The 22,817-nt window shown below is 25.4% G+C and carries 32 protein-coding genes; 3 read left to right on the top strand and 29 right to left on the bottom strand.

All coding sequences use genetic code 11. The annotated features are described in order from the left end of the window. Positions 1 to 11: 11 nt before the first annotated feature. The 17 genes from ALANTH_RS05870 to ALANTH_RS05790 form a co-directional block, all read right to left on the bottom strand. Entirely contained in the window at positions 12 to 503 is a 492-nt protein-coding gene (locus ALANTH_RS05870) for a S26 family signal peptidase (protein ID WP_051583621.1), read from the bottom strand. After that, on the bottom strand, positions 493 to 846 hold the full coding sequence (locus ALANTH_RS05865) for a hypothetical protein (protein ID WP_026807742.1): 354 nt from the start codon (positions 844 to 846) through the stop codon (positions 493 to 495). Before ALANTH_RS05865 ends, ALANTH_RS05870 begins: the two co-directional genes overlap by 11 nt. A 2-nt stretch (positions 847 to 848) precedes the next feature. Continuing rightward, positions 849 to 3,431, bottom strand: coding sequence for a TraC family protein (locus ALANTH_RS05860; protein ID WP_026807741.1), 2,583 nt, complete (start codon positions 3,429 to 3,431; stop codon positions 849 to 851). Between the two features lie 9 nt (positions 3,432 to 3,440). Continuing rightward, a complete protein-coding gene (locus tag ALANTH_RS05855; protein WP_157833596.1) occupies positions 3,441 to 3,815 on the bottom strand; it encodes a TraV family lipoprotein in 375 nt (124 codons plus the stop codon). A 2-nt stretch (positions 3,816 to 3,817) separates the two neighbouring features. Further along, complete coding sequence (locus ALANTH_RS05850; RefSeq protein WP_026807739.1) at positions 3,818 to 4,000, bottom strand: hypothetical protein; 183 nt, start codon at positions 3,998 to 4,000, stop codon at positions 3,818 to 3,820. Then, positions 3,990 to 5,207: a TraB/VirB10 family protein gene (locus tag ALANTH_RS05845; protein WP_051583617.1), complete on the bottom strand. Its 1,218-nt coding sequence runs from the start codon at positions 5,205 to 5,207 to the stop codon at positions 3,990 to 3,992. The genes ALANTH_RS05850 and ALANTH_RS05845 overlap by 11 nt, the downstream gene beginning before the upstream one ends. Next, entirely contained in the window at positions 5,204 to 6,136 is a 933-nt protein-coding gene (locus ALANTH_RS05840; protein WP_026807738.1) for a TraK domain-containing protein, read from the bottom strand. Before ALANTH_RS05840 ends, ALANTH_RS05845 begins: the two co-directional genes overlap by 4 nt. Before the next feature lie 196 nt (positions 6,137 to 6,332). Next, positions 6,333 to 7,934, bottom strand: a complete 1,602-nt coding sequence (locus tag ALANTH_RS05835) for a hypothetical protein (protein WP_026807737.1) — start codon at positions 7,932 to 7,934, stop codon at positions 6,333 to 6,335. Positions 7,935 to 7,944: 10 nt separating this feature from the next. Next, positions 7,945 to 9,432 (bottom strand): conjugal transfer protein TraH, encoded by a 1,488-nt coding sequence (locus ALANTH_RS05830; protein WP_026807736.1) that lies wholly within the window; start codon positions 9,430 to 9,432, stop codon positions 7,945 to 7,947. 9 nt (positions 9,433 to 9,441) lie between these two features. Then, complete coding sequence (traF, locus tag ALANTH_RS05825) at positions 9,442 to 10,290, bottom strand: conjugal transfer protein TraF (RefSeq protein WP_026807735.1); 849 nt, start codon at positions 10,288 to 10,290, stop codon at positions 9,442 to 9,444. Next, positions 10,257 to 10,715, bottom strand: coding sequence for a hypothetical protein (locus tag ALANTH_RS05820; protein WP_026807734.1), 459 nt, complete (start codon positions 10,713 to 10,715; stop codon positions 10,257 to 10,259). The genes traF and ALANTH_RS05820 overlap by 34 nt, the downstream gene beginning before the upstream one ends. Then, positions 10,705 to 11,025, bottom strand: coding sequence for a hypothetical protein (locus ALANTH_RS05815; protein WP_026807733.1), 321 nt, complete (start codon positions 11,023 to 11,025; stop codon positions 10,705 to 10,707). Before ALANTH_RS05815 ends, ALANTH_RS05820 begins: the two co-directional genes overlap by 11 nt. Next, complete coding sequence (locus ALANTH_RS05810; RefSeq protein ID WP_051583616.1) at positions 11,025 to 11,813, bottom strand: thioredoxin fold domain-containing protein; 789 nt, start codon at positions 11,811 to 11,813, stop codon at positions 11,025 to 11,027. The genes ALANTH_RS05815 and ALANTH_RS05810 overlap by 1 nt, the downstream gene beginning before the upstream one ends. 736 nt (positions 11,814 to 12,549) lie before the next feature. Next, positions 12,550 to 13,296, bottom strand: a complete 747-nt coding sequence (locus ALANTH_RS05805; protein WP_026807731.1) for a replication initiation protein — start codon at positions 13,294 to 13,296, stop codon at positions 12,550 to 12,552. After that, positions 13,286 to 13,960: a hypothetical protein gene (locus ALANTH_RS05800; protein ID WP_026807730.1), complete on the bottom strand. Its 675-nt coding sequence runs from the start codon at positions 13,958 to 13,960 to the stop codon at positions 13,286 to 13,288. Before ALANTH_RS05800 ends, ALANTH_RS05805 begins: the two co-directional genes overlap by 11 nt. Beyond that, positions 13,941 to 14,423 carry a hypothetical protein gene (locus ALANTH_RS05795; protein ID WP_026807729.1) on the bottom strand — a complete coding sequence of 161 codons (483 nt, stop codon included), beginning with the start codon at positions 14,421 to 14,423 and terminating at the stop codon, positions 13,941 to 13,943. Before ALANTH_RS05795 ends, ALANTH_RS05800 begins: the two co-directional genes overlap by 20 nt. After that, on the bottom strand, positions 14,410 to 15,774 hold the full coding sequence (locus ALANTH_RS05790) for a 3'-5' exonuclease (protein ID WP_026807728.1): 1,365 nt from the start codon (positions 15,772 to 15,774) through the stop codon (positions 14,410 to 14,412). The genes ALANTH_RS05795 and ALANTH_RS05790 overlap by 14 nt, the downstream gene beginning before the upstream one ends. 300 nt (positions 15,775 to 16,074) lie before the next feature. On the opposite strand from ALANTH_RS05790, the gene ALANTH_RS05785 reads away from it, so the two are divergent. Then, the gene (locus ALANTH_RS05785; RefSeq protein ID WP_026807727.1) at positions 16,075 to 16,674 is read left to right on the top strand and encodes a helix-turn-helix domain-containing protein; all 600 of its coding nucleotides are present in this window, start codon (positions 16,075 to 16,077) and stop codon (positions 16,672 to 16,674) included. Between the two features lie 28 nt (positions 16,675 to 16,702). On the opposite strand, the gene ALANTH_RS05780 is transcribed toward ALANTH_RS05785, so the two are convergent. Together ALANTH_RS05780 and ALANTH_RS05775 are read right to left on the bottom strand one after the other, a co-directional pair. Continuing rightward, positions 16,703 to 17,389, bottom strand: a complete 687-nt coding sequence (locus tag ALANTH_RS05780) for a hypothetical protein (protein ID WP_026807726.1) — start codon at positions 17,387 to 17,389, stop codon at positions 16,703 to 16,705. A 15-nt stretch (positions 17,390 to 17,404) separates the two neighbouring features. Further along, on the bottom strand, positions 17,405 to 17,593 hold the full coding sequence (locus ALANTH_RS05775) for a hypothetical protein (protein WP_026807725.1): 189 nt from the start codon (positions 17,591 to 17,593) through the stop codon (positions 17,405 to 17,407). 118 nt (positions 17,594 to 17,711) lie between these two features. Between ALANTH_RS05775 and ALANTH_RS05770 the strand changes: the two genes are divergently transcribed. Further along, a complete protein-coding gene (locus ALANTH_RS05770) occupies positions 17,712 to 17,957 on the top strand; it encodes a helix-turn-helix domain-containing protein (protein ID WP_026807724.1) in 246 nt (81 codons plus the stop codon). A gap of 120 nt (positions 17,958 to 18,077) precedes the next feature. On the opposite strand, the gene ALANTH_RS05765 is transcribed toward ALANTH_RS05770, so the two are convergent. The 10 genes from ALANTH_RS05765 to ALANTH_RS05720 all read right to left on the bottom strand — a co-directional run bounded on the left by ALANTH_RS05765 (position 18,078) and on the right by ALANTH_RS05720 (position 22,014). Continuing rightward, complete coding sequence (locus tag ALANTH_RS05765) at positions 18,078 to 18,479, bottom strand: hypothetical protein (protein WP_026807723.1); 402 nt, start codon at positions 18,477 to 18,479, stop codon at positions 18,078 to 18,080. A gap of 2 nt (positions 18,480 to 18,481) precedes the next feature. After that, entirely contained in the window at positions 18,482 to 18,835 is a 354-nt protein-coding gene (locus ALANTH_RS05760) for a hypothetical protein (protein ID WP_026807722.1), read from the bottom strand. A 16-nt stretch (positions 18,836 to 18,851) separates the two neighbouring features. After that, positions 18,852 to 19,061, bottom strand: coding sequence for a hypothetical protein (locus ALANTH_RS05755; protein WP_026807721.1), 210 nt, complete (start codon positions 19,059 to 19,061; stop codon positions 18,852 to 18,854). A 32-nt stretch (positions 19,062 to 19,093) separates the two neighbouring features. Beyond that, positions 19,094 to 19,333 (bottom strand): hypothetical protein, encoded by a 240-nt coding sequence (locus ALANTH_RS05750; RefSeq protein ID WP_026807720.1) that lies wholly within the window; start codon positions 19,331 to 19,333, stop codon positions 19,094 to 19,096. Continuing rightward, the gene (locus ALANTH_RS05745) at positions 19,330 to 19,524 is read right to left on the bottom strand and encodes a hypothetical protein (RefSeq protein WP_026807719.1); all 195 of its coding nucleotides are present in this window, start codon (positions 19,522 to 19,524) and stop codon (positions 19,330 to 19,332) included. The genes ALANTH_RS05750 and ALANTH_RS05745 overlap by 4 nt, the downstream gene beginning before the upstream one ends. Before the next feature lie 64 nt (positions 19,525 to 19,588). Next, a complete protein-coding gene (locus tag ALANTH_RS05740; protein ID WP_172658503.1) occupies positions 19,589 to 19,774 on the bottom strand; it encodes a hypothetical protein in 186 nt (61 codons plus the stop codon). Positions 19,775 to 19,838: 64 nt separating this feature from the next. Further along, a complete protein-coding gene (locus ALANTH_RS05735; protein WP_026807717.1) occupies positions 19,839 to 20,141 on the bottom strand; it encodes a hypothetical protein in 303 nt (100 codons plus the stop codon). Positions 20,142 to 20,236: 95 nt separating this feature from the next. After that, positions 20,237 to 20,848 (bottom strand): hypothetical protein, encoded by a 612-nt coding sequence (locus ALANTH_RS05730; RefSeq protein WP_026807716.1) that lies wholly within the window; start codon positions 20,846 to 20,848, stop codon positions 20,237 to 20,239. Position 20,849: 1 nt separating this feature from the next. Beyond that, positions 20,850 to 21,101 carry a hypothetical protein gene (locus ALANTH_RS05725; RefSeq protein WP_026807715.1) on the bottom strand — a complete coding sequence of 84 codons (252 nt, stop codon included), beginning with the start codon at positions 21,099 to 21,101 and terminating at the stop codon, positions 20,850 to 20,852. Beyond that, on the bottom strand, positions 21,094 to 22,014 hold the full coding sequence (locus tag ALANTH_RS05720) for a ParM/StbA family protein (RefSeq protein WP_026807714.1): 921 nt from the start codon (positions 22,012 to 22,014) through the stop codon (positions 21,094 to 21,096). Before ALANTH_RS05720 ends, ALANTH_RS05725 begins: the two co-directional genes overlap by 8 nt. 460 nt (positions 22,015 to 22,474) lie before the next feature. Here ALANTH_RS05720 and ALANTH_RS05715 point away from each other — a divergent pair, with 460 nt between their 5' ends. Next, positions 22,475 to 22,684, top strand: coding sequence for a hypothetical protein (locus ALANTH_RS05715; protein WP_026807713.1), 210 nt, complete (start codon positions 22,475 to 22,477; stop codon positions 22,682 to 22,684). The last annotated feature ends 133 nt before the right edge of the window (positions 22,685 to 22,817 follow it).

Raw genomic sequence — 22,817 nt, 5'->3', positions numbered from 1 at the left:
AAATTATCCTTTCAATAAATTGGTATAGCTTTTCTTAATATTTGAGATTTATCAATAAATCCAAAATATTTACTATCATGGCTTAATGGATGTGTTCCTGTAACAAAATATTTATTTTTAGGAATAATTCCATTAAACACAAAATTCTCTATCAGGTTTTTATTACCATCATATTTACTTGCTGTTCCAATATATTTATCATTACAAAAATAATCTCTATTCTCATCAACAACTAATAAATCATCTTCATTACAAGAAATCTTTTTTAAATATTCTATATTAGAACTCAATGTATATTTTGTTTTAGGAGGAATAAATAGAACATAATCGCTCTCTACAGTTAAATCACTATAAGTTAGCCATATTTTTTGAGGTAAACTATTTTGTTGAGTTATATCAACTCTAATAGGTAGTTTTTCATATAAAAAAGGTACTATAAAAATTAATACAACTAATGTATAAAATAGTTTGCTTTTTAAAACTGTTCTAATATTATTTAACATAACGCTTCACAGCTTCAGTTATAGAGATATAACTATTTTTATCAGTTTTTATTAATGCTTCTTCAACAAGTATAATATCGTTCTTTGAAGAGAAGTAATTTAAAGCACTTTGAATTTTAATCATCTTAGTTTCTACTAATTTTGAATATTCATCTTGAGATATTGTTCCATCTAAAAACTTTTGATAGCTATCATCGTTAGTATCTTTCAAAACTTCAACCATTGAAACTGTTTTAATTTTTGTAATAAAATACTTATTGGAAATAAATAATGTAGTAAAAGCACTAACAACTGATATAAAAAACATTATTGCAACAATACTAATCCATTCATTTTTTCTCATTTTTATCTTCCTTCTCTTTTTTTATATTCTTCTAAAGCTTTTACAGCTTCTAATCTACTTAATCCTTGTTCGATATAAGAGTTAATAATCATCCTATCATCAGCATTTGTAAATAACATTGCTTGTAAGAATTTATTTAAAACAACTCTCGCTTTAGCCCTAAATCTATCTGTAATTACATAAACTTCTCCATATTCTCCATCGACTGGTGCTAAGCTATCAAATATAAGATTTTCATAATCACTCATTGGATACAAACCAGATTTCTTAATCTTCTCTCTAGAAGTAGATTTTTGCATCAAAAAGAAGTTATAGTAGCTATTATCTATAATTACACGACCTGCTTTTGAATAAGAACCACCATCTCCAAGTAAATCTTCATATGATTGAGTACCAACAATCATAGAAGCTCCATGTTTTCTAAATCTTCTATACGCTTGTTCAATAAACATCTCTATATGTTCAGATTTACCTAAAAACTTATGAGCTTCATCCATAATTACAATATTCTTTTTGTCTTGATTGGTTTTATTTAATTCAGCTAGATATATTTCTTTAGATATTTGAAAAGTAAGAACCATAAGAACAGGATTTAATAAATCAGGCATCATTTCTAATTGCCCACACTCTAATACAATCAAATCTGAATTAAAATTAACAGAAGATCTTCCATTTAATACTTTTCCATAAATTTTTCCAGTTGCAAAAAGAGATAAATGACTAATAATATCTCTAAGCCTATTATCTTGTGTATTACTATATATACCCTCAAGACTTTCTATTACTGTATCAACACAACTATCAGTCCCATATTTAATATAACTTGATTCAATTGCATTATTAAGATGAAGTTTCATTAACTTTTCCCATTCATCAGATAATGTTTTAGACTTAGGTAATCCAATTAAAAGGTAAAGAGATACTATAAATTCCATATACTCATCAAGCATCTCTTTATCTGTAATTGATGTAAAAGGATTTAGAGAGATAGGATTGGTTTTATCAAATTCAATATATTGTCCACCAAAGGACTCACACATATTTTTATAAGAACCTCCAATATCAATAATCCAAATTTTATTATTAGAAATATAGTAATTTAAAGCTAACCATTGCATCCAAACAGATTTTCCAGAACCAGTCATTCCAATAGTAAAAGCATTAAAACCACCTGCTTTATTTGCAAATAAATCTATTCCAAATAATTGTCCTTTTGCTGATACCAAAGGAACTTGCATTTTTTGACCTAAAAATTCACCTGCAACTGGCATTAATTCTGAAATATTTTCTGCAAATACTACTCTTCCTCTTTCATTGCCTAAAAATTCTTGAATAGTACTATCATAACCAAGAGGCAACATAGACAATAATGCAGGTAAAACTACATAGTTATCCTCTTCTAAACCAAAACTTAATGTTTTAAAATATGATTTTGTTCGACCAAAAGAAGTATTAACTTGCTCACTATCTTCTCCATATATTGCTATTTGCATAGTAAAATAATATGGAACAGCTCCTTTTTGTAATTTATCCATTCCATAATTAAGATCTTTATGTATTAATCTCAATTTTGGGAATAAAGAGTAAGGCATTTGTTGTGAATTTGTTGCAGCAGCTGATCTAAAAATTTTATCTTTTCCTTCAATATCATTTAATTTTTTGATATTCATAGTAATGATAAAAGGTGTTGTATGATTTTGGTTTGTTAGAATATCCCCAGTATATTTAATAATATCGCCAAATTTCCAGTTTTCAGGATATTCTTTCACACTTAATGTTTTTATATATTTTTTATCACAAATAATTTCCTTACTTTTAACTTCTACAGTATTATCGTTTGCAAAAAGAAAGTTATTAAAATCACTTCCATCCCATTTTGGTGTATCTCTAAAATCATGATTTTGATTTAAAACTTCATAGTAAAATTTAATTAACTCATTTGGCTTTATATGTTCAGGTGCTAAACCAGCTTGTCTTAAAGAACCAGCAAGTTGAGATTTGATTGTCAATAAATCTAAATATTTCTTTCTTAACTCTAAATTATTAATTTTTCTATCATTTTCAATCTCTTCATCTGATTTTTCTTTTTTAAATATTTGAGTAAACGATTTAACATTTAATTTAAAAATATCAGAAAAAAGAGGTGTTAATTTCTCTTTTCCACCGATTTTAACTGTTAAAAGAAGTTTAAAATTTCTAAGAGGAGAGTTATACGAAGGAGTAATGTCTTCTTTTACTTTTTGCTCTAAAAACTCCTTATATGTTTTTGTGAGCTCTTTTGATAATGCTTCATCCCTAGTATTGAAAAACTCCCATTTATCAACTATTGATGTTACATTTGGACTTGCAAATAAAATCACTTGAACATAAGCATTTTGTGGTAAAACTTGCAAGGCTGACAATAATGAACTAGCTGTATTGTCACTAGCATAAATTAAAGGGCTACAATCATAAATTAATCCAAAGCCACCATCATTTGTTATCCAAACTTTATTTTTATTGTCATAATCTATAATAGAGAGATAATCTGTAATTTTCTCTCTATCATACATTTTTGACCATTCATTTAAAGGTAAGTTGCTCATATTAAACCTTTACTTTAATGGTGTTAAATTCTTTGGACTATTTGTTCTATCTTGCCCATTAAGATATTCACCCAAAATCCATCTTCCATCATCAACTTTTACAAAATGAAAATTCTCTGTTTGTAGGTTCATATCCTCATCAACATAAGGCATAAAAAGTATTCTAAGAATTTTATCTGGTGTCTTTACTGGTATTTTTGGAGAGTACATAGTCTCACTAAGAAAAGCTTTTCTCTCTTTTTCATATAAAGAATCAATTTTTATAAATTTTTCTTCTTGTGAAACTTTTTTTAAGCCAACATTTTCAGTATTGTTTTTCTCTGCACACCCTGTTAAAATAAATATACTTGAAACTAATCCTATCAATAATGTTTTTCTTATCATTTTTATCTCCATTTTTGTTCTTTAATTTTTATCTCATAAACATCAGATACACTTCCGCAATAGCCTGTTCCTTTTCCTGAATTACATAAAGGTTCTTCTTCATAAGGCATAAAAATTTTATTGCTACAACCCGTAAAAAAGAATATATTTGATATTAAGATTATGAATAATGCTTTAGCCTTCATTTGCTGTTTCTCCTTCTTTAATTTCTTCTAAAACAACAGTTTTATTAAATAAAACATCACCTTCTCTACCCACATTAATTTCAATAATTGAAAACATTTGATCATTTAGTTTCAGATAATATTCACTAAGCTTTTCAGATCCTTTACCTACTCCAGAGTAAAGACCAACTTGAGTTGCCTTATTTGGATCTATTGTAGAAGTTACACCTATTCCTGAAGTATTAACAGTAGATGATGACTCTTTAAAAACTTCTCCTAAACCTTCTACGAATCCAGCCGCCATTGTTCTTGCAAGAATTGCTCCTTGTTTTGTAACAACTCTTCCTGCAAGACCTATTTTTCCATCTTCACCAGTTACAAATCCAAAAGTATCAGGTTTACTTTCATAGGTAGTTCCATCATTTGCAATACATACAAGTCCTTCTACTCTAATAATTGCTCTTTCACTTGATAATTCTCCATAACCACCAGCAACAGCCCTACACTCTTTTATGTCAGATTTAAAGTTATTTGGTAAATTTGCATTATTTGTTATTCTTAAAATAACTGGGTGAGGTTCGCTTTTTGCATTAGCACCAGCTGGGGCATCAAGTCCATTTAATAAAATAACTTTCGCAAAACTTCCTGCAGGAATAGTTATCTTTTTCTTTTTAGTTATATTTTGTGAGTTTTTATTTTGATTTTGTGATAAATTCAAATCATCTTCATTACTTTCTTTTCCATCAATCATTAAAAATCCATCTTCTACTTTAACTTCTATTTTTGATGATTCTGTAGAGTTTTCTTGTGAATTTATATCTCTTTGCATATCTTCTAATGGCGGAATTTGTGTAACTAAATTATTTAAAATATTATTTGATGAAAAATTATCTACTTTTTGTTTTTCATCATGTATTTTGTCAATCTCATTTCTTTTATTTTCTTCCAATAATCTATTTAGATCTTTAAGTTGTTTATCTAGTTGATCTTGTTTTTGTTGAACAGAAGTTAATTGCTTTCCATAAGTCTCTTTAAACGAGTCTTTCTCAAGTTTATCAGCGTCAAGATACTTTACTTGAGGCATTTCTAATATTTTCTTTTCTCTTTCTTTTTGTGCATCTCCACTTAGCAAAGAACTACCTAAAACAATAACTATAAATCCAGCTGCTAAGGCAGTTGCACTTATAATCCATTGCTTTTTTTTAGAGGATTCAAATTTTTCTTTCATTTCATCCACTCCTCGTCTAATATTTCATTTGAAGTATCTTTAATATTTGTTTCGATACTTTCATTTGGAGAAATTACATGGCTAGTCTCTTTTTTTATATTTTCTTCATCAATTTTTAGTTCTTCCAAAGATTTAAAGTAATTATTTGTTTTTTCTTCTATACTTATCGGATCAGGACTAGCATTTGAAATAACAAATAATCTTGCCTCTTTATTTTTCTCAATATTTAATTGAGTTAAAGCTAAAGCTAATGGATTACTAGCAACAAAATTTATAAACATTTTTTCATCAAGGTCTAAGTCTTTAAGAGCTTTTATTCTATATTCATAAACAAAATAATCATTCCCTGAATAAGTTTTTGTAGGAGTAAGTTCTAATTCACTAAATTTAATAGTTTTTGGAGGCAAAAGTTTTGATATATATCCATCAGGTTCTTTTTCTTTATAGATTGATTTAATAATATCAATGAGTGTTTTTTCAAAAGAATTTGATTTTTCAAATCTCTTAGCTTCCTGATTGTCTTTTTTTGTGTTATTGTCAAAAAGAAGTATAGTTTGTGCCGATATATCTTTAGGAGTTAAATTTAATGAGTATATTTTCTTGCTACATTCAACATAAACATCTCTTATGAAATCATTTACTATGGTATCAACTATGATTCCATTTGATCTAGTTGTTACAGGAGATAGCTTTACAAAAGCATTTTCACCATCTTTTTGTATTGTTAGTTCTTTGTCTTTTGAATAAACAATTTTTCCTATCTCACCATTTTCACAAACTATCCTATTTACATCTGTTTTTGAAACATCAACAAATTTAAATGATAAAGAGTGTTCGATCTTTTTTAGATTTGCATCTATTTCATTTGAATACAAACTAGAAGCAATCAAAAATAAAGAACTTACTAAGAGTTTTTTATTTTTTTTCATTTTCATCCTTTTTAATTTTAATTTCTTTATTCAAGATAATTAAAACAATAAAAGGCACTTTTTATGAATAGTTTTTTTGTAAATTTTGGATTTTGTATATTTTTGATTGATTTTTTATGTATCTTTAGTTGATTATTTGTGAGTATTTGTTATTTAGTAAACATATATAAAATTAACTAGTTAAAAAATAAACTAGTTAATTAGAAGAACAAGTAAAATCTTTTACAGCATCTTCAATAGCACTGGCATAACCAATAGCCATACTAGCTGCACCCATCCCAATATTACAACTACAATCATCAAGTAATGTTTCTCCGCTTTCCAAAGGGCATATATACGATTGATTTGCTAGTTGATTACATTTTTTAAATTCATATTCAACTGTACTTACACCATCTTTTGTTGAAGCATTAGATGTTCCATCTGTATAAACTTGTGTATGTTTTGTATTTATTTTAACTCGGCAATATCGTATTTGACAATTTTCAAATTCACCTAATTCTATATTCTGAGATTTTCCTTCAAAATCTTGATAATTTATTTTTGAACCATTTTTATTAACCGAATCAAGCGTATTGTTTGTTTTACTTGCATCATGATTAATAGTTTGTGTTCCACAATCATAATGTCTTTTTGTATAAAAATAACTATTGTTAGCTGATAGATAAATATTAGAAGTTGATCCATTTTTCGTAACAGTGTTAATATTATTTCCATTTGCACAAACTTGATAATTTTCATTAAAATTTTGACATTGAATAGGTATATTAAATGTAGTTAATTTTCTATTTAATATTTTATCTATACAGTTTCTACCAGAATTATCGCATATCTCTTCACGGTCTAATATACAGCTATAATTTGCTATACAACCATCTTTTACATCAACTTTAATACTTCCATCTGTATCAGTATAAGGTATTTTAATTATTGTACAAATTTGCATATTATTAATTGTTATGTTGTGATTAGCACCACCATTCAAAGAATTAATTACAGTACTATTTTGGTTATTTGTAATGTAATATAAACTGTCACTTTTATTTCCATCTTTTAATGAAACATCACTTATATCTAAAGGAGGAATATTTTGTGAAGAATAGTACGATGTCGGATTTGTATTTGTGTAGTTATTTCCTAAATTAGAATCTTTACAACTACTATTATTTTTAACATATAAAAAATATGTTTTGCTTAATTCTTCATATCTATTAATCCCAACCTGATAATTTGCAATTCCTGAAGAGCCTATAGTTCCTATTAAATCTCCAGCAATTTTATCTGCAATATTTTGACTATAAGAACCATATTTACAAGCAGTAGTTATGCAAAAACAACCACCTATATCACTTTTTGCTATTTCATAAGTTGATATTTTTTTTGTTGATGGGTCAAATTTATATCTATAATATTTTCCATTATTTGCACCATATCCTCCACTACAAATATTTTCTATGCCAGATAAATTTATAGAATAATTATAATTCCCTGTAGCATTTAAATCTTGATTTATCTGAACATTTAACAATCCATTTGATTGTGGTCCAAAAACAAGTCGTATTCCATCGTTGTTTTCAGCACAACTTTCTATTTTTGCGTTAAAGGTTTTACTTCCATCAATAGAAGTCATTTGCCCTGTACTTTGTAAAGGAATAGACATATTGGAATTAACTTTACTTTTTGAACCATATTTAGTAATTGCACTTTGTCCAGCTATTGAACCACTATTTTTTGCATTATTTTTATCATTTGCATTTAAACCTATTATTATGAAAATTAAACTTAATAATATTTTCATTGGGTAATACCTATTTATTTATTGTTTCTAAAAACATTAAATTATCTAAAAAACTAGGGTTTGTTCTAATCATCACAAGATTTTTTAATTCTCTAGCTTTTTGTATAGATTCATTTTGATTTAAGTTACTTATAAAATCTCTGTAAGCTTTTACATAAATTCTATAAGCTACCCCTGCACCTATTCTTGAATGTTGTGATAAAAGATCTAGCATTTCTTTTAAATGTTCTTTAGGTGTAAATGCAAGTTTACTTATTCTATCTCCATAAGTAAGAACCCCTCCTGATTGAAGTTGAATCACATGATTAACTTTTATAAGTAATTCATAAATAATTTGTGCAGAAAGCATTTGTGCCAACTTCTCACTACTTTCAAGCAAAATTTGTTGAGTGTATTCATTATTACCTAAAGTATTAAAAATCTTGTAAACAGGAAAATTAAAATATCCCAGAAATTGAAGTTCACTTTCTGATAAAGCTATTCTATTTACAATTTTTGTGGCAATATCATTTACTTTTTTTGTATATGCTTCTTTTAAATGTCCTTTAGAAAAAGAATTTGAAACCATCTTGCCTGAACTGTTATATGTATAAGGAATATCATCACCATACCCCATAAGTCTATTAATAATTTTTTCAGTATTTGATTTTAAATTAGCACTACTAACTAATGCATATGATTCATTATATGATTCTGCATTTAAACTAGGTAAAAAATTTAATATTGTAGGATTATCTCCACTTGCTATTGATGCAATAACTATATCCCCAGTTATTGTTCTTAAGATATCATTATCAAGCCCATTTATATACGATATATCTTTTATCAAATATCTAAGTAAAGAATCTTGATAATTTCCACTTGTTTGTGTTATAAATTGAATTACTTTAGGCTTATTAATGTCAGCTCCTAAAGATGATAACCAACTATTTCCTTTTGATAAAGAATCAGTTGCTGGTTTTAAATATTGTTCATTTACACCTTTAAAAAAATTATTTACAGAATTATTTGAAAGTTCTTCTTTTGTATTATTTCCAACAATAGCTTCTAAAGCTGAATTACCTAATGCAGTTGCTGCTTGACAACTATCTAAACTCATATTATTAATCTGATTTGCCATAGATTGTAAAGCTTTTAAAGTTTCTGAACAAGATGGACATAAAGTTTTTAAAGCTAAATCAAAAGCAACTCCTGGAGCTGCTGCCATTATTCCCTCTGCAAATTTTACAAATTGCTCTTTATCTAAAAATCCTAAAGAACCAAAAACCATATCTATACCACCACAACCTGCTTTTAAACTAGGTGCTTTAACTTGAAACGGTGTTAGAGTTACATTTGGAACTTTCATAGTATAACCACCACCATAAAGTATTGTTCTATCTCTTGTATTTATAGTGCCTCCACTCTCTTTGACATTTACAACTCCATCTGCAAAATCTTTTAAACTTGCATTAGAAAAACTTACTAATAATGCAATAGTTATAATAATTTTCTTCATATTTTAATCCTAATATTCTAAATAATCTTTTGAAATTTTTTTAAATGTATAAAGTCCAGCAAGAACACCTGATTTTAAATCTTGAATTGTGTGTAATCCATTTCCAAATCTAGTAAGTAGAGGTTCATTGCTTTTATCTCTGTATAATAAAAACAGATCAGGTGTTCTTTCAACTTTATAGTTAATTGCAAACTCTTTATTTTTTGAGATATCAACTTCTTTAAATTCTACTCCGAACTCCTCTTCAAAATTTTTTAACAAAGGCATTTGTTCTTTACAGTAAGGACAAGTAGGCAAAGTAGCAACTAAAATAATCATATCTTTTTTGTGTTCAGATATTATTTTCTTTTGAGATTCCCACAAATTAGTCCTTTTAGAACTAATTGTTAATCTACTATTCATAGAAGAATCGCTAACCCAATTTGATATTTCAGAATCTTGTCTTGAAACAAAATAACTAACATCAGTAAATCCCATAGCTTTTTCTGCTATGTATTTTTGAAGTTTCTTGTACTCAAGTATATTTTCATTAGTAGGATACATAACAGATATATTTTTTGTTTCAGTTTCAAGATTAACAATTTCATCTGGATGAAGCTTATCTAGTATTTTCCAAGGAACTTTAGTTTCATTTGGAATAGTTTTATACTCTTTACCATCAAATACTAAGTTGTTTTTATTTTTTGGTTGTTCTTCTAATTCCTCTTTTTTTTCATCTTTTTCAATGACTTTTACTTCTCCCCAAAACCACCCTCTTTTTGAATCACCAAAGTATGACCCATCATTTGCTTCTAAATTAAAAGAACAAATAAGAGCAACTAAGGTTAATAAATAAGCTTTATGTTTGTAGTGTTGCATAGATTTCCCTCATAACATAAATCTTGTTTGTATATAGTGTTTACTCTTAATTTTGGAGGTAGAGCATCATAAATTTTTTCAAGTCTTTTTATTGCCATTTCATTATCATTTGAATAAGTTTGTAAAACCAAATGTTTTAAATCTTTTTGATCTATTATTTTTGACAAGTTAGCTTTTTGTTCTTTTGTTAAATTTACAAAAAAAGGATTAGCATATTTAAAATTTAATTGTTGAAATTTACTCATACTTTCAGCTTTTGAAAAACTATTTTCTTTTAGAGTTTTATTGTTGACAATAGATTTATTAAAATTTACATCAGAATATTTTAATTCTAAAGTTTTTTCTTCAACTACTCTATCTCTTTCAATAATATGTTTATTGCTTATAATTTCATAATCAACTGGCAAAAGCATCTCAAAGAACATTTTCTTCCCCTTTATTTTTATTTGGATATTGTTGGATATCAAATTTTCTAGTCTCAATCTCAAAAGACAATATTTTTTTACTAATTTGATTTTTCTTAGCTATTCTCTTTTTTAGTTGTCTGGTTTTATATTTTGGTTTAAATAGCAACTCTCTTAAATGTTTTTTTTTGATTTTAATTTTTTTACATACTCTAAATAGCTCTTCTAAACAATCTTTTGAACAAATATTTAATGTTGGACTAAAAGACATTTTATTAAACATTCTCGCATCGCAAATATCACATTTTTTATTATTCGTATCAAAATGCATTATTTATTTTCCTTTTGGTATTTATCAATTAGTTCAATATTTGCACCATCAATGCTTTCTATAATTTTATTTTCTGTTTTATCAACAACAATTATCTTAGGAGTACCAGTTATTTTTAATTTCATAACTAACTCTTGCATAACTTTTAACTCTTCTTTAGCTTTTTCAGTTACTGAAACATTTGGTATCTTATTGTTTTTAATATCTTTAATTGTCTGTTTTAAGTTTTTTGAAGATAAAGCTTTTAAGCTAATCTCTTCAGAATTTTGAAGAAATGGTGTAAAAACGATATGTAAATCTACATTTTTGTTATCTTCAAAATATTCCTCTGTTATTTTGCAATAAGAGCAGTTTGGATCTGTAAATAATATAAATTCATATTTACTACTTCCTGTTCCATAATTAACTTTTTTTGCTACTTTTGTTAAATCTTCTACTTTATAATCCTCATTTAAACTTTTTAAAATTGTTTGAGATAGTTCGCTTTGCCATTTGCTTCTATCATTTTGAGTTATAGAAAAACCACCATTAGTCCATATTTCTCCAAATACTAATAATTTACTAAATGGATTAACATAAAAAATATTTCCATTATCCAAATAAACTTTGTAAAAGCCTTGTATCTCACTCAATTCATATTTTGAAATAGCTGTATTTGGAATTACAGAACTTATAAGCTGCAATTCGTAATTTACTCCTGAATTTGAATTTAAATCTTTTTTAACATTTTCATTTGCATGTAAAAGAGTTGATGTTAATAGTGCCAATCCAATAAGAGTTTTTTTCATTTTCATCCTTTTTAATTTTAATTTCTTTATTCAAGATAATTAAAACAATAAAAGGCACTTTTTATGAATAGTTTTTTTGTAAATTTTGGATTTTGTATATTTTTGATTTGAAAACTTAAAGTATTTTTTTCTCACTTTTTCCTTATATAGTAAAAAATTGTCTTAGTTAATATAAGTTAGGGGTGTGAATAAGTAGCTTATATATAGCTTAATGTTTCGACTATATAGTGCTTATAGTGTGATAATTTTTCCAATTATTTGTGATTTTTCGGTACAGGTTTATTCACATTAGTGATTTTTGGGTACAGGTTTTGTGATTTATTTGTACAGGTCAAAATGAAATTTGGTGATTTTTGGTTACACCCCTAAAAATAGAAAATCCTATAAATACGGCATTATTTATTTTTATTGTGATTTTTGGGTACACCCCTAAACTTAAAGTTTAATAAACTCATCAAAAAACTACTTTTTTTAAATAGGTAGTGAATAAGTATATACAGATACCATTAAAAAGGAGTTTTATAAAGAAAAGAGTTAAAATTTGGTGATTTTTCGGTACACCCACATGTGAATAGATTTTCTGGAAGTCCCATTTTATGGCAAAATTATTTGTGATTTTTTGGTACACCATTATAAGAGCCTTGAAATCGGCTTCTATTACTTTATTTCTTCTTAAATTGATTAAATTTTGGTATAAAAATTATTTTTCTAAAAAATAAGCTTAAATGAATTTTGCTTACTTTTCTATTATGAAAGTTATAGATTTTGTATTCTTATGAGGTATATATGAGAACTTAGTGTGACTATTTACAGTTTCATATACTTTATCAATTTCTCTAAGAAGGTATGAAAATCTATAATTTTTAACATCATATTTAAGAAGTGTTTTTAGGTTTTCTTCCCTAAGTGTAACTTGTCCTTTGTATTTATATAATTCAATTAGCTCGTACAGAGCTTTTGCATATTTACTTCTCAAACTAGTTGTATTGAGTAAATTTAGCTTTGAATAATTACCATATTTTAAAGAATATGATTTATCACATAACATTGCAAATAATTCAGTGTATTCAATCTCAAAATATGATTCTTTTCCTGGTTTTTCATGTAAGTAAACGGAATTAAAAAAACTTATAACTGCTGTTGTTTTGTAACCATTTGACTGATAAATACCTTTAATTGTGAATGATGTATCTCTCATTTTTTTAAGAAGTTCAAATATTTCTTTATTATTTTTTCTTCTTATATTTGCATTTTTTTCTAAGGTGCTCCTTCTAACATAAATTCTTCTATTTAGTTCCTCAAATAACCCTTCCTTATGTTCATAATGCTGATAAATAGCTATCAACTCATTGAATAAATCATGATGTATTTCACTCCAAGTATCGAGCTCTTTAAAAGAGCATTCAATGAGATTATTTTGTTTAAATATTTCAGGTTCTAAATTTCTACTTTTTTCAAAAACTATAGTTTTTTTAGTTTCCATTTTTGTCCTTAAAAAAGATAATCTTCTCTTTTGGATATATAATCTTAAGATTTTTTATAATTACTTTATCTGGAATTTCGTTTGCATAAATTTTTATTCTTTTTCCATAAAATCTATTAATTCTAGTTATCTCCAAATCTAATAGTATAGAACTTGCTTTTTTTATTTCCACAAGATTGTGCTTACAATTCAAAACAATTTCATCCTTAGAATAAGAATATGAGTGTATAATTCCATAGTGTCTTGTTCCTATGATAAAAGTTTCCATATCTGGTTCAGGAATATTTTTAAATGGAAGTTTTGATATTAAATTATTAAATCCACAAATGAAATAGTTATCCATCTTTTTTAATATCTCAAAACTAACAATATCCCTATTTTTTAATAATTTTTTAGCACTATTTATTTGTATTATTTTATTTGTATCTTTTAAATTATTTTCAAAAATTATAGATATTTTTTTTAGTGTATTTTGTGTTAAATTTATTCTTTTATTGTTTGATACTTTTAGTAAAAAAACTATTCCTTCTTTATTTGAAAGTTGTAAAGAAGTGTTAAAAACTGATTCAGCACTTTTAATTAATAAATTTATAATATCAATATCTTGCATACAATACTTAATTGATAGTTCTTTAATAATTTGTTCAAATATTAAGGTATTCAACTATTTTATCTCTATTGTTTTTTAATATTTTGAAATCATTTCTTGTTAAATTTTCTCCATTGATTTTTTTTAATAAAGCATCTTTTGTTTTTGAACAACAAATTCTTTCAATATCTATTAAAAAATCTGTAAAATCATTTTCATCATAATGTTCATCAATCATAAATTTTTCAATAAAGCAAATAGAATATGCTTCAATATTATAGTTATTTTCTAAATTTCGTTTATTAGTTCTATATAATTCCATTCTTAATTTACCAATAAGAGATGAATTAACAACTAAATTTTTATCTTTTTTCTTGTATTCAATAAATATTCTGTATTTTATATAAGAAACATACTCTTCATCCTCTATATTCGGATAACTATTTTTGAGTTTGTAAAAAAAAGCTGCTATATATTTTTTATCATCAAATTGCCAATGTTCAACAAAATCAAACTCTTCTGGATTAATAAATCGCATCTAGTATCCCTTCGCCTAAAAATTCTATATTTTTTTTAGCTCTAGTTATAGCTACATATAAAAGGTTGGATTCACAAATAAAATCAGACGATGTATCACAATTTTCAGGGTTCTTGAAATCTTCACAAATTTTTACTTCATCATATTCTAAACCTTTTGATTTATGAGCTGTTATTAATTTATTTTTTGAATTTGTGTCTTGTTTTGTTTTTGCTTTGTTAAATAGAACAAACAAATATCCTTTAAACATTTCAGCATTTCTTACTGCACCTGTTAATTCAACATCATCTACTTTTTTTGCATATTCTTTTAAATCTTTTAAATAATTAAATTTATTTAAAAATTCATACTTCTTGCTTTTAAAATCATCTTTTTTATCACTTATGAATGTTTTATAAATATCTAAACTTAATCCAAAAATGTCCTCAAGATTCTTTTTACAATCAAAGTTATCAAGTTTTTGTATTAATTTTATAATTTCTGAATTTGTTCTTGTAATGTAAGCTGTTTCATTTATAGTTGTTAAGTCCTGATTTAAAATTCCAGAAACCAATTCAACATTTTCTTTTTTAAATTTTTTTAGAACTATATTCGCATAATCAACAATCTTTTGATTACATCTGTAAGTTGTTGATAAATAGCAAGTATAATCACTACAAATAGTTTCCATTGCATTTACACTATCTCTAAACTGATAAATTGTTTGATGTGTATCTCCTACAAGAATTTTTCTACCTGATAATTGATTAAAAATACTCAAAGTTACAGGATTTGTATCTTGTGCCTCATCTAACAATATATAGTCATAATTAAATTTTTTTGCTAGGTTACTTAATTCATACTCTTTTAAATAAAAAGAGTGATCACACTCAAGTTCTTTATTCTTAATTTTGTCATATAAAATTTGAGCATATTCAAAACTATCTAATCGTTTAGGAATATATTTACTTTTTATTTCATCTATAGTCTTATAATCTGAATTACAAAACATTGAATATATTCTTAATACATCATATGCATCACTAAAATCTATTGAAAGAATCTCACCAACATAAAATGCAGAAAATGATTGCTTTGCAAGGTTATAGCCATTAGGAATAATTACATTTTTATAAGCTAAAGAATTTACAGTTGTAGGAACAACATTACCCTTAAATTTCTTTTTTGCATCTTTTACAATATCATTATTAAACGCTAAATACAAAAAAGTTTTGTCATAAATATTTTTTGAAATTTCATTTAATGTAGTAGTTTTACCTGTTCCAGCAAAGGCATTAATTTTAAGTATTTCATTTTCATTTAATTTTTTAGCTATATTTATAATATTTATTTGCTCTTCTGATAAAATCACAAAATACCTCTATTTGTTGCTTTTTTATAGAAAAACCTATATAATACTTATACTTTTGTGTTAAATGCGATATATATAAATATGTATATAGGCTTTTATGTTTACATTTAATATACACTGTATTCTGAACATCTACAAAGTGTATATATTGTATTGATATTAATATATTATTACTTAAATATTTATTAATGTTACATATACAAATTTATATTATTACTCAAAAGTATTATTAAATATTTAATATGAATATTCTTTTTCTAATATTAAATATATATAGAACTTATACAGTAAGGATATATATTGGAAAACAATAATGAATATATAAGTGGAGTTATAAGTAAGTTAAAAACAAAACTTCAAATAACGAGTGATAGACAACTTGCAGGTAAGTTAGAGTTATCTCCTTCTTCATTATCAGCAACACTAAAAAGGGGTTTGCTTCCGTATGAGAAGATTATTAATTTTTGTAAAAAAACGAATATTAGTTTAGATGAAATTTTTTTAAATACAGAAGAAAACAATAGCAACACTAAAATTAATATTTCAGAAAATAAAATTGAATGTAGCAAAGATTTTTCATCAATCAAATTATTAGACAATGAAAATTATTCAATTTCTATTCCTACTAGCAACTTATCTAAAGAAGAGTACAGAGCTTATATTAATGATAAAAAAATATATATAATTGATACAAAAAGTAAAGAAATTTCACACAATACTTATTGTTTAATCAAATCAAATAATATATATTTTCCTGTAGTTATATCTATTGATTTAGATGGAACTTATTCATTAAGAGATGATGAAGATAATACTACAAAATTAACATCTGATGAATTTAAAAAATTTGAAATTATTGGTAAAATTAGTTTTAGATTAATAAGAGAAACTTTTATTTAGTAGTTCCATATTAGAACTACCAAATAAATCAATTAACATTAAATAAAAAGTTATCTTCTAAATATTTATTTGTTAATTGTCCTTGTTTAGCTTTTGCTTTTGAACCAGTTACTATAAAAAATGTTAAATCTTTTGTAAGTTCTGATTTTGGAAGGTTTGATTGAAATTGAGTTTCAGCCATATATGCCATAATTGAAACTATTCTATTATTTAAATCAAATTCAATATATGTTGGTGATGTTTCATAGTGATATGAAACTCCATTTGTTCCTAATCTGTATGTATCTATATCATTTCCAAAAACTATATAATTTATTGCTCCTTTAAATGCTTTAACTTTATTCCCTCTTTTTGTAGCTACATCAACAAATATTTTTGCTGGTTGAGATTCTTCTATTAAAGTTAAGTACAGTTCTTTATATTTATCACTATTTATATTATCCGAATATCTAATAAAATTATATGCACTTAGTTCAATACTACCTTCTTTAACTCCTCTAACATCAACTGTTCTATCTTTTTTAGCTTGATTTACTGGATCTAGTAAAATGCTAAAAGCTTCAGCCATTTCTTTATCACTATTTTGTGCAACCATTTCTTGTTTTGATTGAGGAACACCTAATTGCTTATCAACAAATTGTTTAAAACTTCCCCCTGCACACCCAGTAAAAAGAGTTACAGCTAAAATTGTACCAACTAATGTTATTTTATTCATTATATCTCCTAATGTTTATTTTAATTGAGTTATACTATCAAATTCTTGTTTAATTGATGTTATCTTATCATTTGTCATTTCTAACACATAAGCAACATTTAATTTATCTGATTTTTCATCATATAAGTTATTTATACATATACATAATATACCTTCAACTTTTTCTAGTTCAGTTATATTATTATTTATTTTTTCTATGTTCACTTTACCCCTTTATGTTGTTTTTGAATGATTATTATACAACATATTGACTCTAATGTCAAGATTTTAAGCAACATACAGATAAAATTTTATATAAAATTACAACATTTAGGTATAAAATATGAATAAACTAGAATTTACTGAATTTTTAAAAAACATAAACTTAAGCAAAAGAGAATTTGCAGAACTATCTAATATCTCATACAATACTGTCAATAATTGGAATGACGAAAATAGACCAATTCCACCTTGGGTAGAAAGTTGGTTAGATAATTATTCAAAAGCCAAAATCTATGAAGATTTAAAAAGTAAAGTTTTTAAAATTGAAGGTATCAATATTAACTTATCCTGTTTTAACAAGAAATAGGAACATCGTGTTCTTATTTCTTAAAAAACAAAATTATTTCCAGTTCCTTCTAATGGATTAACTGAACCACACCCCACAAATAATAAAACTATAAATAGTATTAATATTGTATTTTTCATATTATTCTCCAATTGTTTTATAACCAAAATTTTTAGCTAAGTTTTCATATTTATCAAGAGATAAATCATTATTAAAGGCTCTATATATTCCTTCAATAGATTTATCATGATACCCACGAATATTAGAATAATCTAAATCATTTACATTGCAATTAAATAATGCACAAAAAGTAGCTATATCTAAGAATTCTTCATAGACAAGCATTCCTGTTTGAAATCCATTCATTCTCCAAAATTTAAGTGCAATATCATCTCCTATTACACATATAGCCTTGCCACTCCAAGCTTCAAATTCAATAGTAAAAACTCTTCTTATGCAAGTAAGAGCTTCATTGTCTATAAGAAAATCATCATACTCTTTTGCTTCATTCTCATAATACTCTGAAATTGGTATTTTTTTCATTTTTATATCCTATTTTCTTTATCTTTTTTAAACCTAAGAGGATACAAGACTCCTATAACAAAAGAGAAAAAAGAAAGAATATAGAAATGAAATTCAGCTGTTCTATCTTTTTTAGTATCAACTATAAAACAGTTGCAATCGCCATAATAATAAAACAAACCTGCAAATAAAGAAATAATAGAAATTGCAAACCAAAAAAACATAGGAAAAGTATCATTTTCTATAGAAGTCATTGCATCTTCTCCATAATTATCAAAATTTGGATTACGAATAAATTTTTCTTTAGTTGCTCCACAAGTACATTTTTCAGCATTATCATTTAAAGTAGGATATCCACACTTTGTGCATTGTTTCATTTGTTTTCCTAAAGTATTATTTAAAAAAAGAGATATAAAATAAATTTATAAGAAAAGTACATACAACTCCCACAACAATACAAAGTAATAAAATTTGTATAAAAGTAAAATCACTAAAAATACTATCACCATGAGTATCTACATCGGATTTATGTTTCATTCTTACAATAAAAAAACTTGCAAAAGACCAAAAAATCCAAGTTATCATTAAAAATGGTAATCCCATATTTACTCCTTATTTGTTAATATATGTATATTTTATTTATAATTTTTAGAGTCTATTACATATCCAAAAGGTGTTGCCTGAAAACTATACCAAATAATATTTTCTATACAATCTCTTGAAAATGGATTCCCACAATCTTCTTTTAATTTATCCATATCAGAATATGCTGAAAACATAATTATACAAATTAAGAAAATCAACATAAAACCTACAAAGTCAATAATTCCAGATTTTTTAACAAATCCTTTTATTTTTAAAATATTAATATTCATTTAATATATATCTCCCAATTCTTAAATTTATTTGCATCTTCTATTATTACCATTAAAAGAATATCAGAAAATACACCACTCATTACAAATATTCCCACAGCAATAAATATAATTGAAAAATCTAAAGATATATATTTTTCATTTTTTTGTACACCTATTCCTGCAACAAAAAGCCTTACCATTAAAACCAAAACTGAACCTGAAGCTATAATATATCTTCCTATATCAAACGTTAATATCTATCATGTTCATCTTTTACATCCTACTTCTAAAATTTACAGCTTCTGGATACCATGTACCACATCTATATTTTTTAATTTTATCTCTTTCAATAATTTCCCAACCACCAGAACATCTAACTTCTTTTGTCCAATCAGAGTTTTCTGTTACTAGATAGATTTTACTTTCAAAAAATGCATAATCTGTATTAACCCAAACCAACCTCTCTATCCCTGAAAATATAAGAGACACAACAGCCCAACAGAACAAAAAAGCAAAAATAAATTCAATTAGTTTCATTCTTTTCAACCTTAAAAAAACTAAAGCAAAAAGTGATTATCCAAAGAATTATTGTAATAGTTAGATATGTTGCTCTATCTTTGTTATCCCATTTAGAAATATTTACCATTGTTGGCTCAAAATAAATAAAAGACATAACTGAAGTAATTAATAAGTATAAAATAATAGGTATTAAAATAGCTAAACTAAGGAATAACTTTTTATCGAATACTGTAACCATTCTATAAACTTCATTATTTCTTTTTTCTCTAACAAATTTACAAAGTTCTTTGAAATCTTCTTTTGTCATGTTTTTCTTTTGATTATCTGTTAAATAGATACTATATTTTTTAGCATATCTAGGATTTCGTCATTTGATAATGTATTCTCCATTTAATTTTTCTCCTATCTAAATTTTTGATTATTATGTTTGAACTCTAATTTTCTAAAATCTCTCTTTTTCTTTTTGTATTGAGAGTTTTTCATTATCTTGTGAGCTTCATCAAAAGTAAATTTTCTACTTTCGATTTGAGTATTAAATGGATTAAAAAGAAATGCATCTATATTTTGGTACAGTGGTAATTCATCTTTTTCATATCCATATTGAACAAGAAAAAATGCTACTTTTTTAAGATCATCATCATTGAGATTTTTTACATCCACAAACATTTGTTCATAAATAGCTTTTTTAATTTTATCTTCATCATAAGAGTCTAAAACAATTGTTTTAGTCCCAAATAATTCTGTTGAAATCATATGTTTGGTTGCTCCAATAGAAATATTATGTCCATCATTAATATCTTTTATAAAAACTTTACAATTACAATTATATAAAATAATTTTAGATAATTTATCTTCCATTTTTAGTCCCAATATATTTACCGCTACTGTTTGTTTAGCTTGTTTAAAGTAGTCTTCAACTTGCTCTAATGTAGGTCTTGTTTTACCTACAGGACAACAATATTTATTATAAATAACTCTCGAATTATTTTTTTCTAGTTTAAGAAATTTTTTCATATTACGACCACTCCTCTATTCTAACTTTTTTGTCTTTTGGTAAAAAGTGATTATCTTTTCTACTATTTTGTTTAGCTTTAGGTTTATTTGTTTGAATACTATTACCTGGAACTAAAAATTTTTTACCCTCTGCATTTTCTGAAAAATTCTTAACTGCTAGGTTAATAAATATAGTTTTTGATGGTTTAGATATTAATCTATCTAAAATATCAACACACTCATCATCAAATGTAATTGTCATTCTTTTAGGCATTATAATATCCTCTAACATTCGCATATTCTAAAGGTGCTTGAGAGAAAACAACATTTCCTGGTAAAGTTTGTGCATACTCTTGTATAATATAAGCCCCACCACCACTTATAATTACCCTTTGTGCTATTTTAAGTATATTTCCATGTTTAGCTTTTAGTAGGTTGAAAAATGATTCGATATACCCCTCAACTACTTCAAAAATTAAATTTGTTAAATCTTTTTTTGCACCAGATATTGTTATATATTTATTTTTTAATATAGCAGCTACTTCTTGTTCTGTTAAGACAACATCAAATCTCTTATTAATTATAGTTTGAAGTTCTGTTGTAATTTGGTTAATACCTTTATCATCTGCACTTGATTCAGCTCTATTTGTTTTTCCATTTTTGAAAACAATTACATCATTAGTTCTATAACCTATATCTACAACAACATCATAACCATCTTCAATTATTCCATTATCTAAACAATAATCTTGCCAAACACCTTGCCCTTGAGCAAATAATTTAATATTAAATTTATATTCTTGATCATTAACATAAAACTTTGAAATCCTTTTAGAAAATTCATCTCTTCTATTTGCTGCATCTTTATCAAATATTGCAGCTTTTTCTAAATCATATAAACTCAACCCTGTTTTAATTGTTATATCTTCACTAAAATCTATATTGGCCATTTTAAGAGATTCTACGATTAACAAAGGGGCATATTTATATAAAAATTCATAATCTCTTGTTAATAAAGCATTTCTAGTAGCATCTTCTCCAACATAAAACTTTTTTCCTTCAAAGTTATAAGTATCGGTTTCAACCATTTGAGTTTTTGCTAATTCTACTGCTGTTGGAAATTTAAACTCTGTTTCATTTGTTTTTATCTTTGTGTGTCCATAACCTATATCTATTGCTATTTCCATTTTTTCATCCTTATTAATGTTTTAATGATGAAATATTAATATATTTTTATTTATTTGTCAATGATTAATATATATTAATTAAAGTATCAATACTATATTAATATAATATCTTGATATTATCTAAACATTATTGTATCATTTTAATTAAGATATTGATACATATTTGATATAATATCAATATATCATTAATACTGTATCAGTATGTTACTAAAAACATATTATTTCAAACAAGGTGTGAATTTGAAAAAAGTACTTTTTAATTTATGAGATACTGTTGCCTTTACTATTTTAAGTGAACCTATAGCAATTTCTGACTTATTTGGAAATATAAAACATGAACAAATAAGAAAAAGGAAGATAGGTAAAATTTTAGAAATTAAAATTGATTTAGAGATAAATGAGAATTCATACATTGTTAAATGTGAAAATAAAATATTTTTATTAGAAGAAAAGGAATTAAATGCTGAAAATTGAAGATATAAAAATATCAAAAGAACTTATCGAAGTAATTATGGATACTAAATTCCAAAAAAATACATCTATTGATGATATTTTACTTATTAATGCTTCATCTACAGAAACAATTCTAAGCTATCCAAGAGATTGTGGTTGTTGTAGAGAGTCTATTAACCTATATCAGTTTATTGATAAATGTAAAAATGGGCTGTAGCTAGTGAATTTGGAATTATGACAAGTGGAATGAGCCCACAAAAATAGACAAAAAATTATTCAGTTAATTAAAATAACAATTTTGAGAAAATTCTAAAATAATTAAAGATATAATTAATGCACTATATATCGTT

Origin of the sequence: Aliarcobacter lanthieri (assembly GCF_013201625.1) — a bacterium.
Taxonomy (GTDB): Bacteria; Campylobacterota; Campylobacteria; order Campylobacterales; family Arcobacteraceae; genus Aliarcobacter; species Aliarcobacter lanthieri.
Note: the sequence above shows the minus strand (reverse complement) of the source record. Positions and strands in the feature narration are given on the sequence as shown.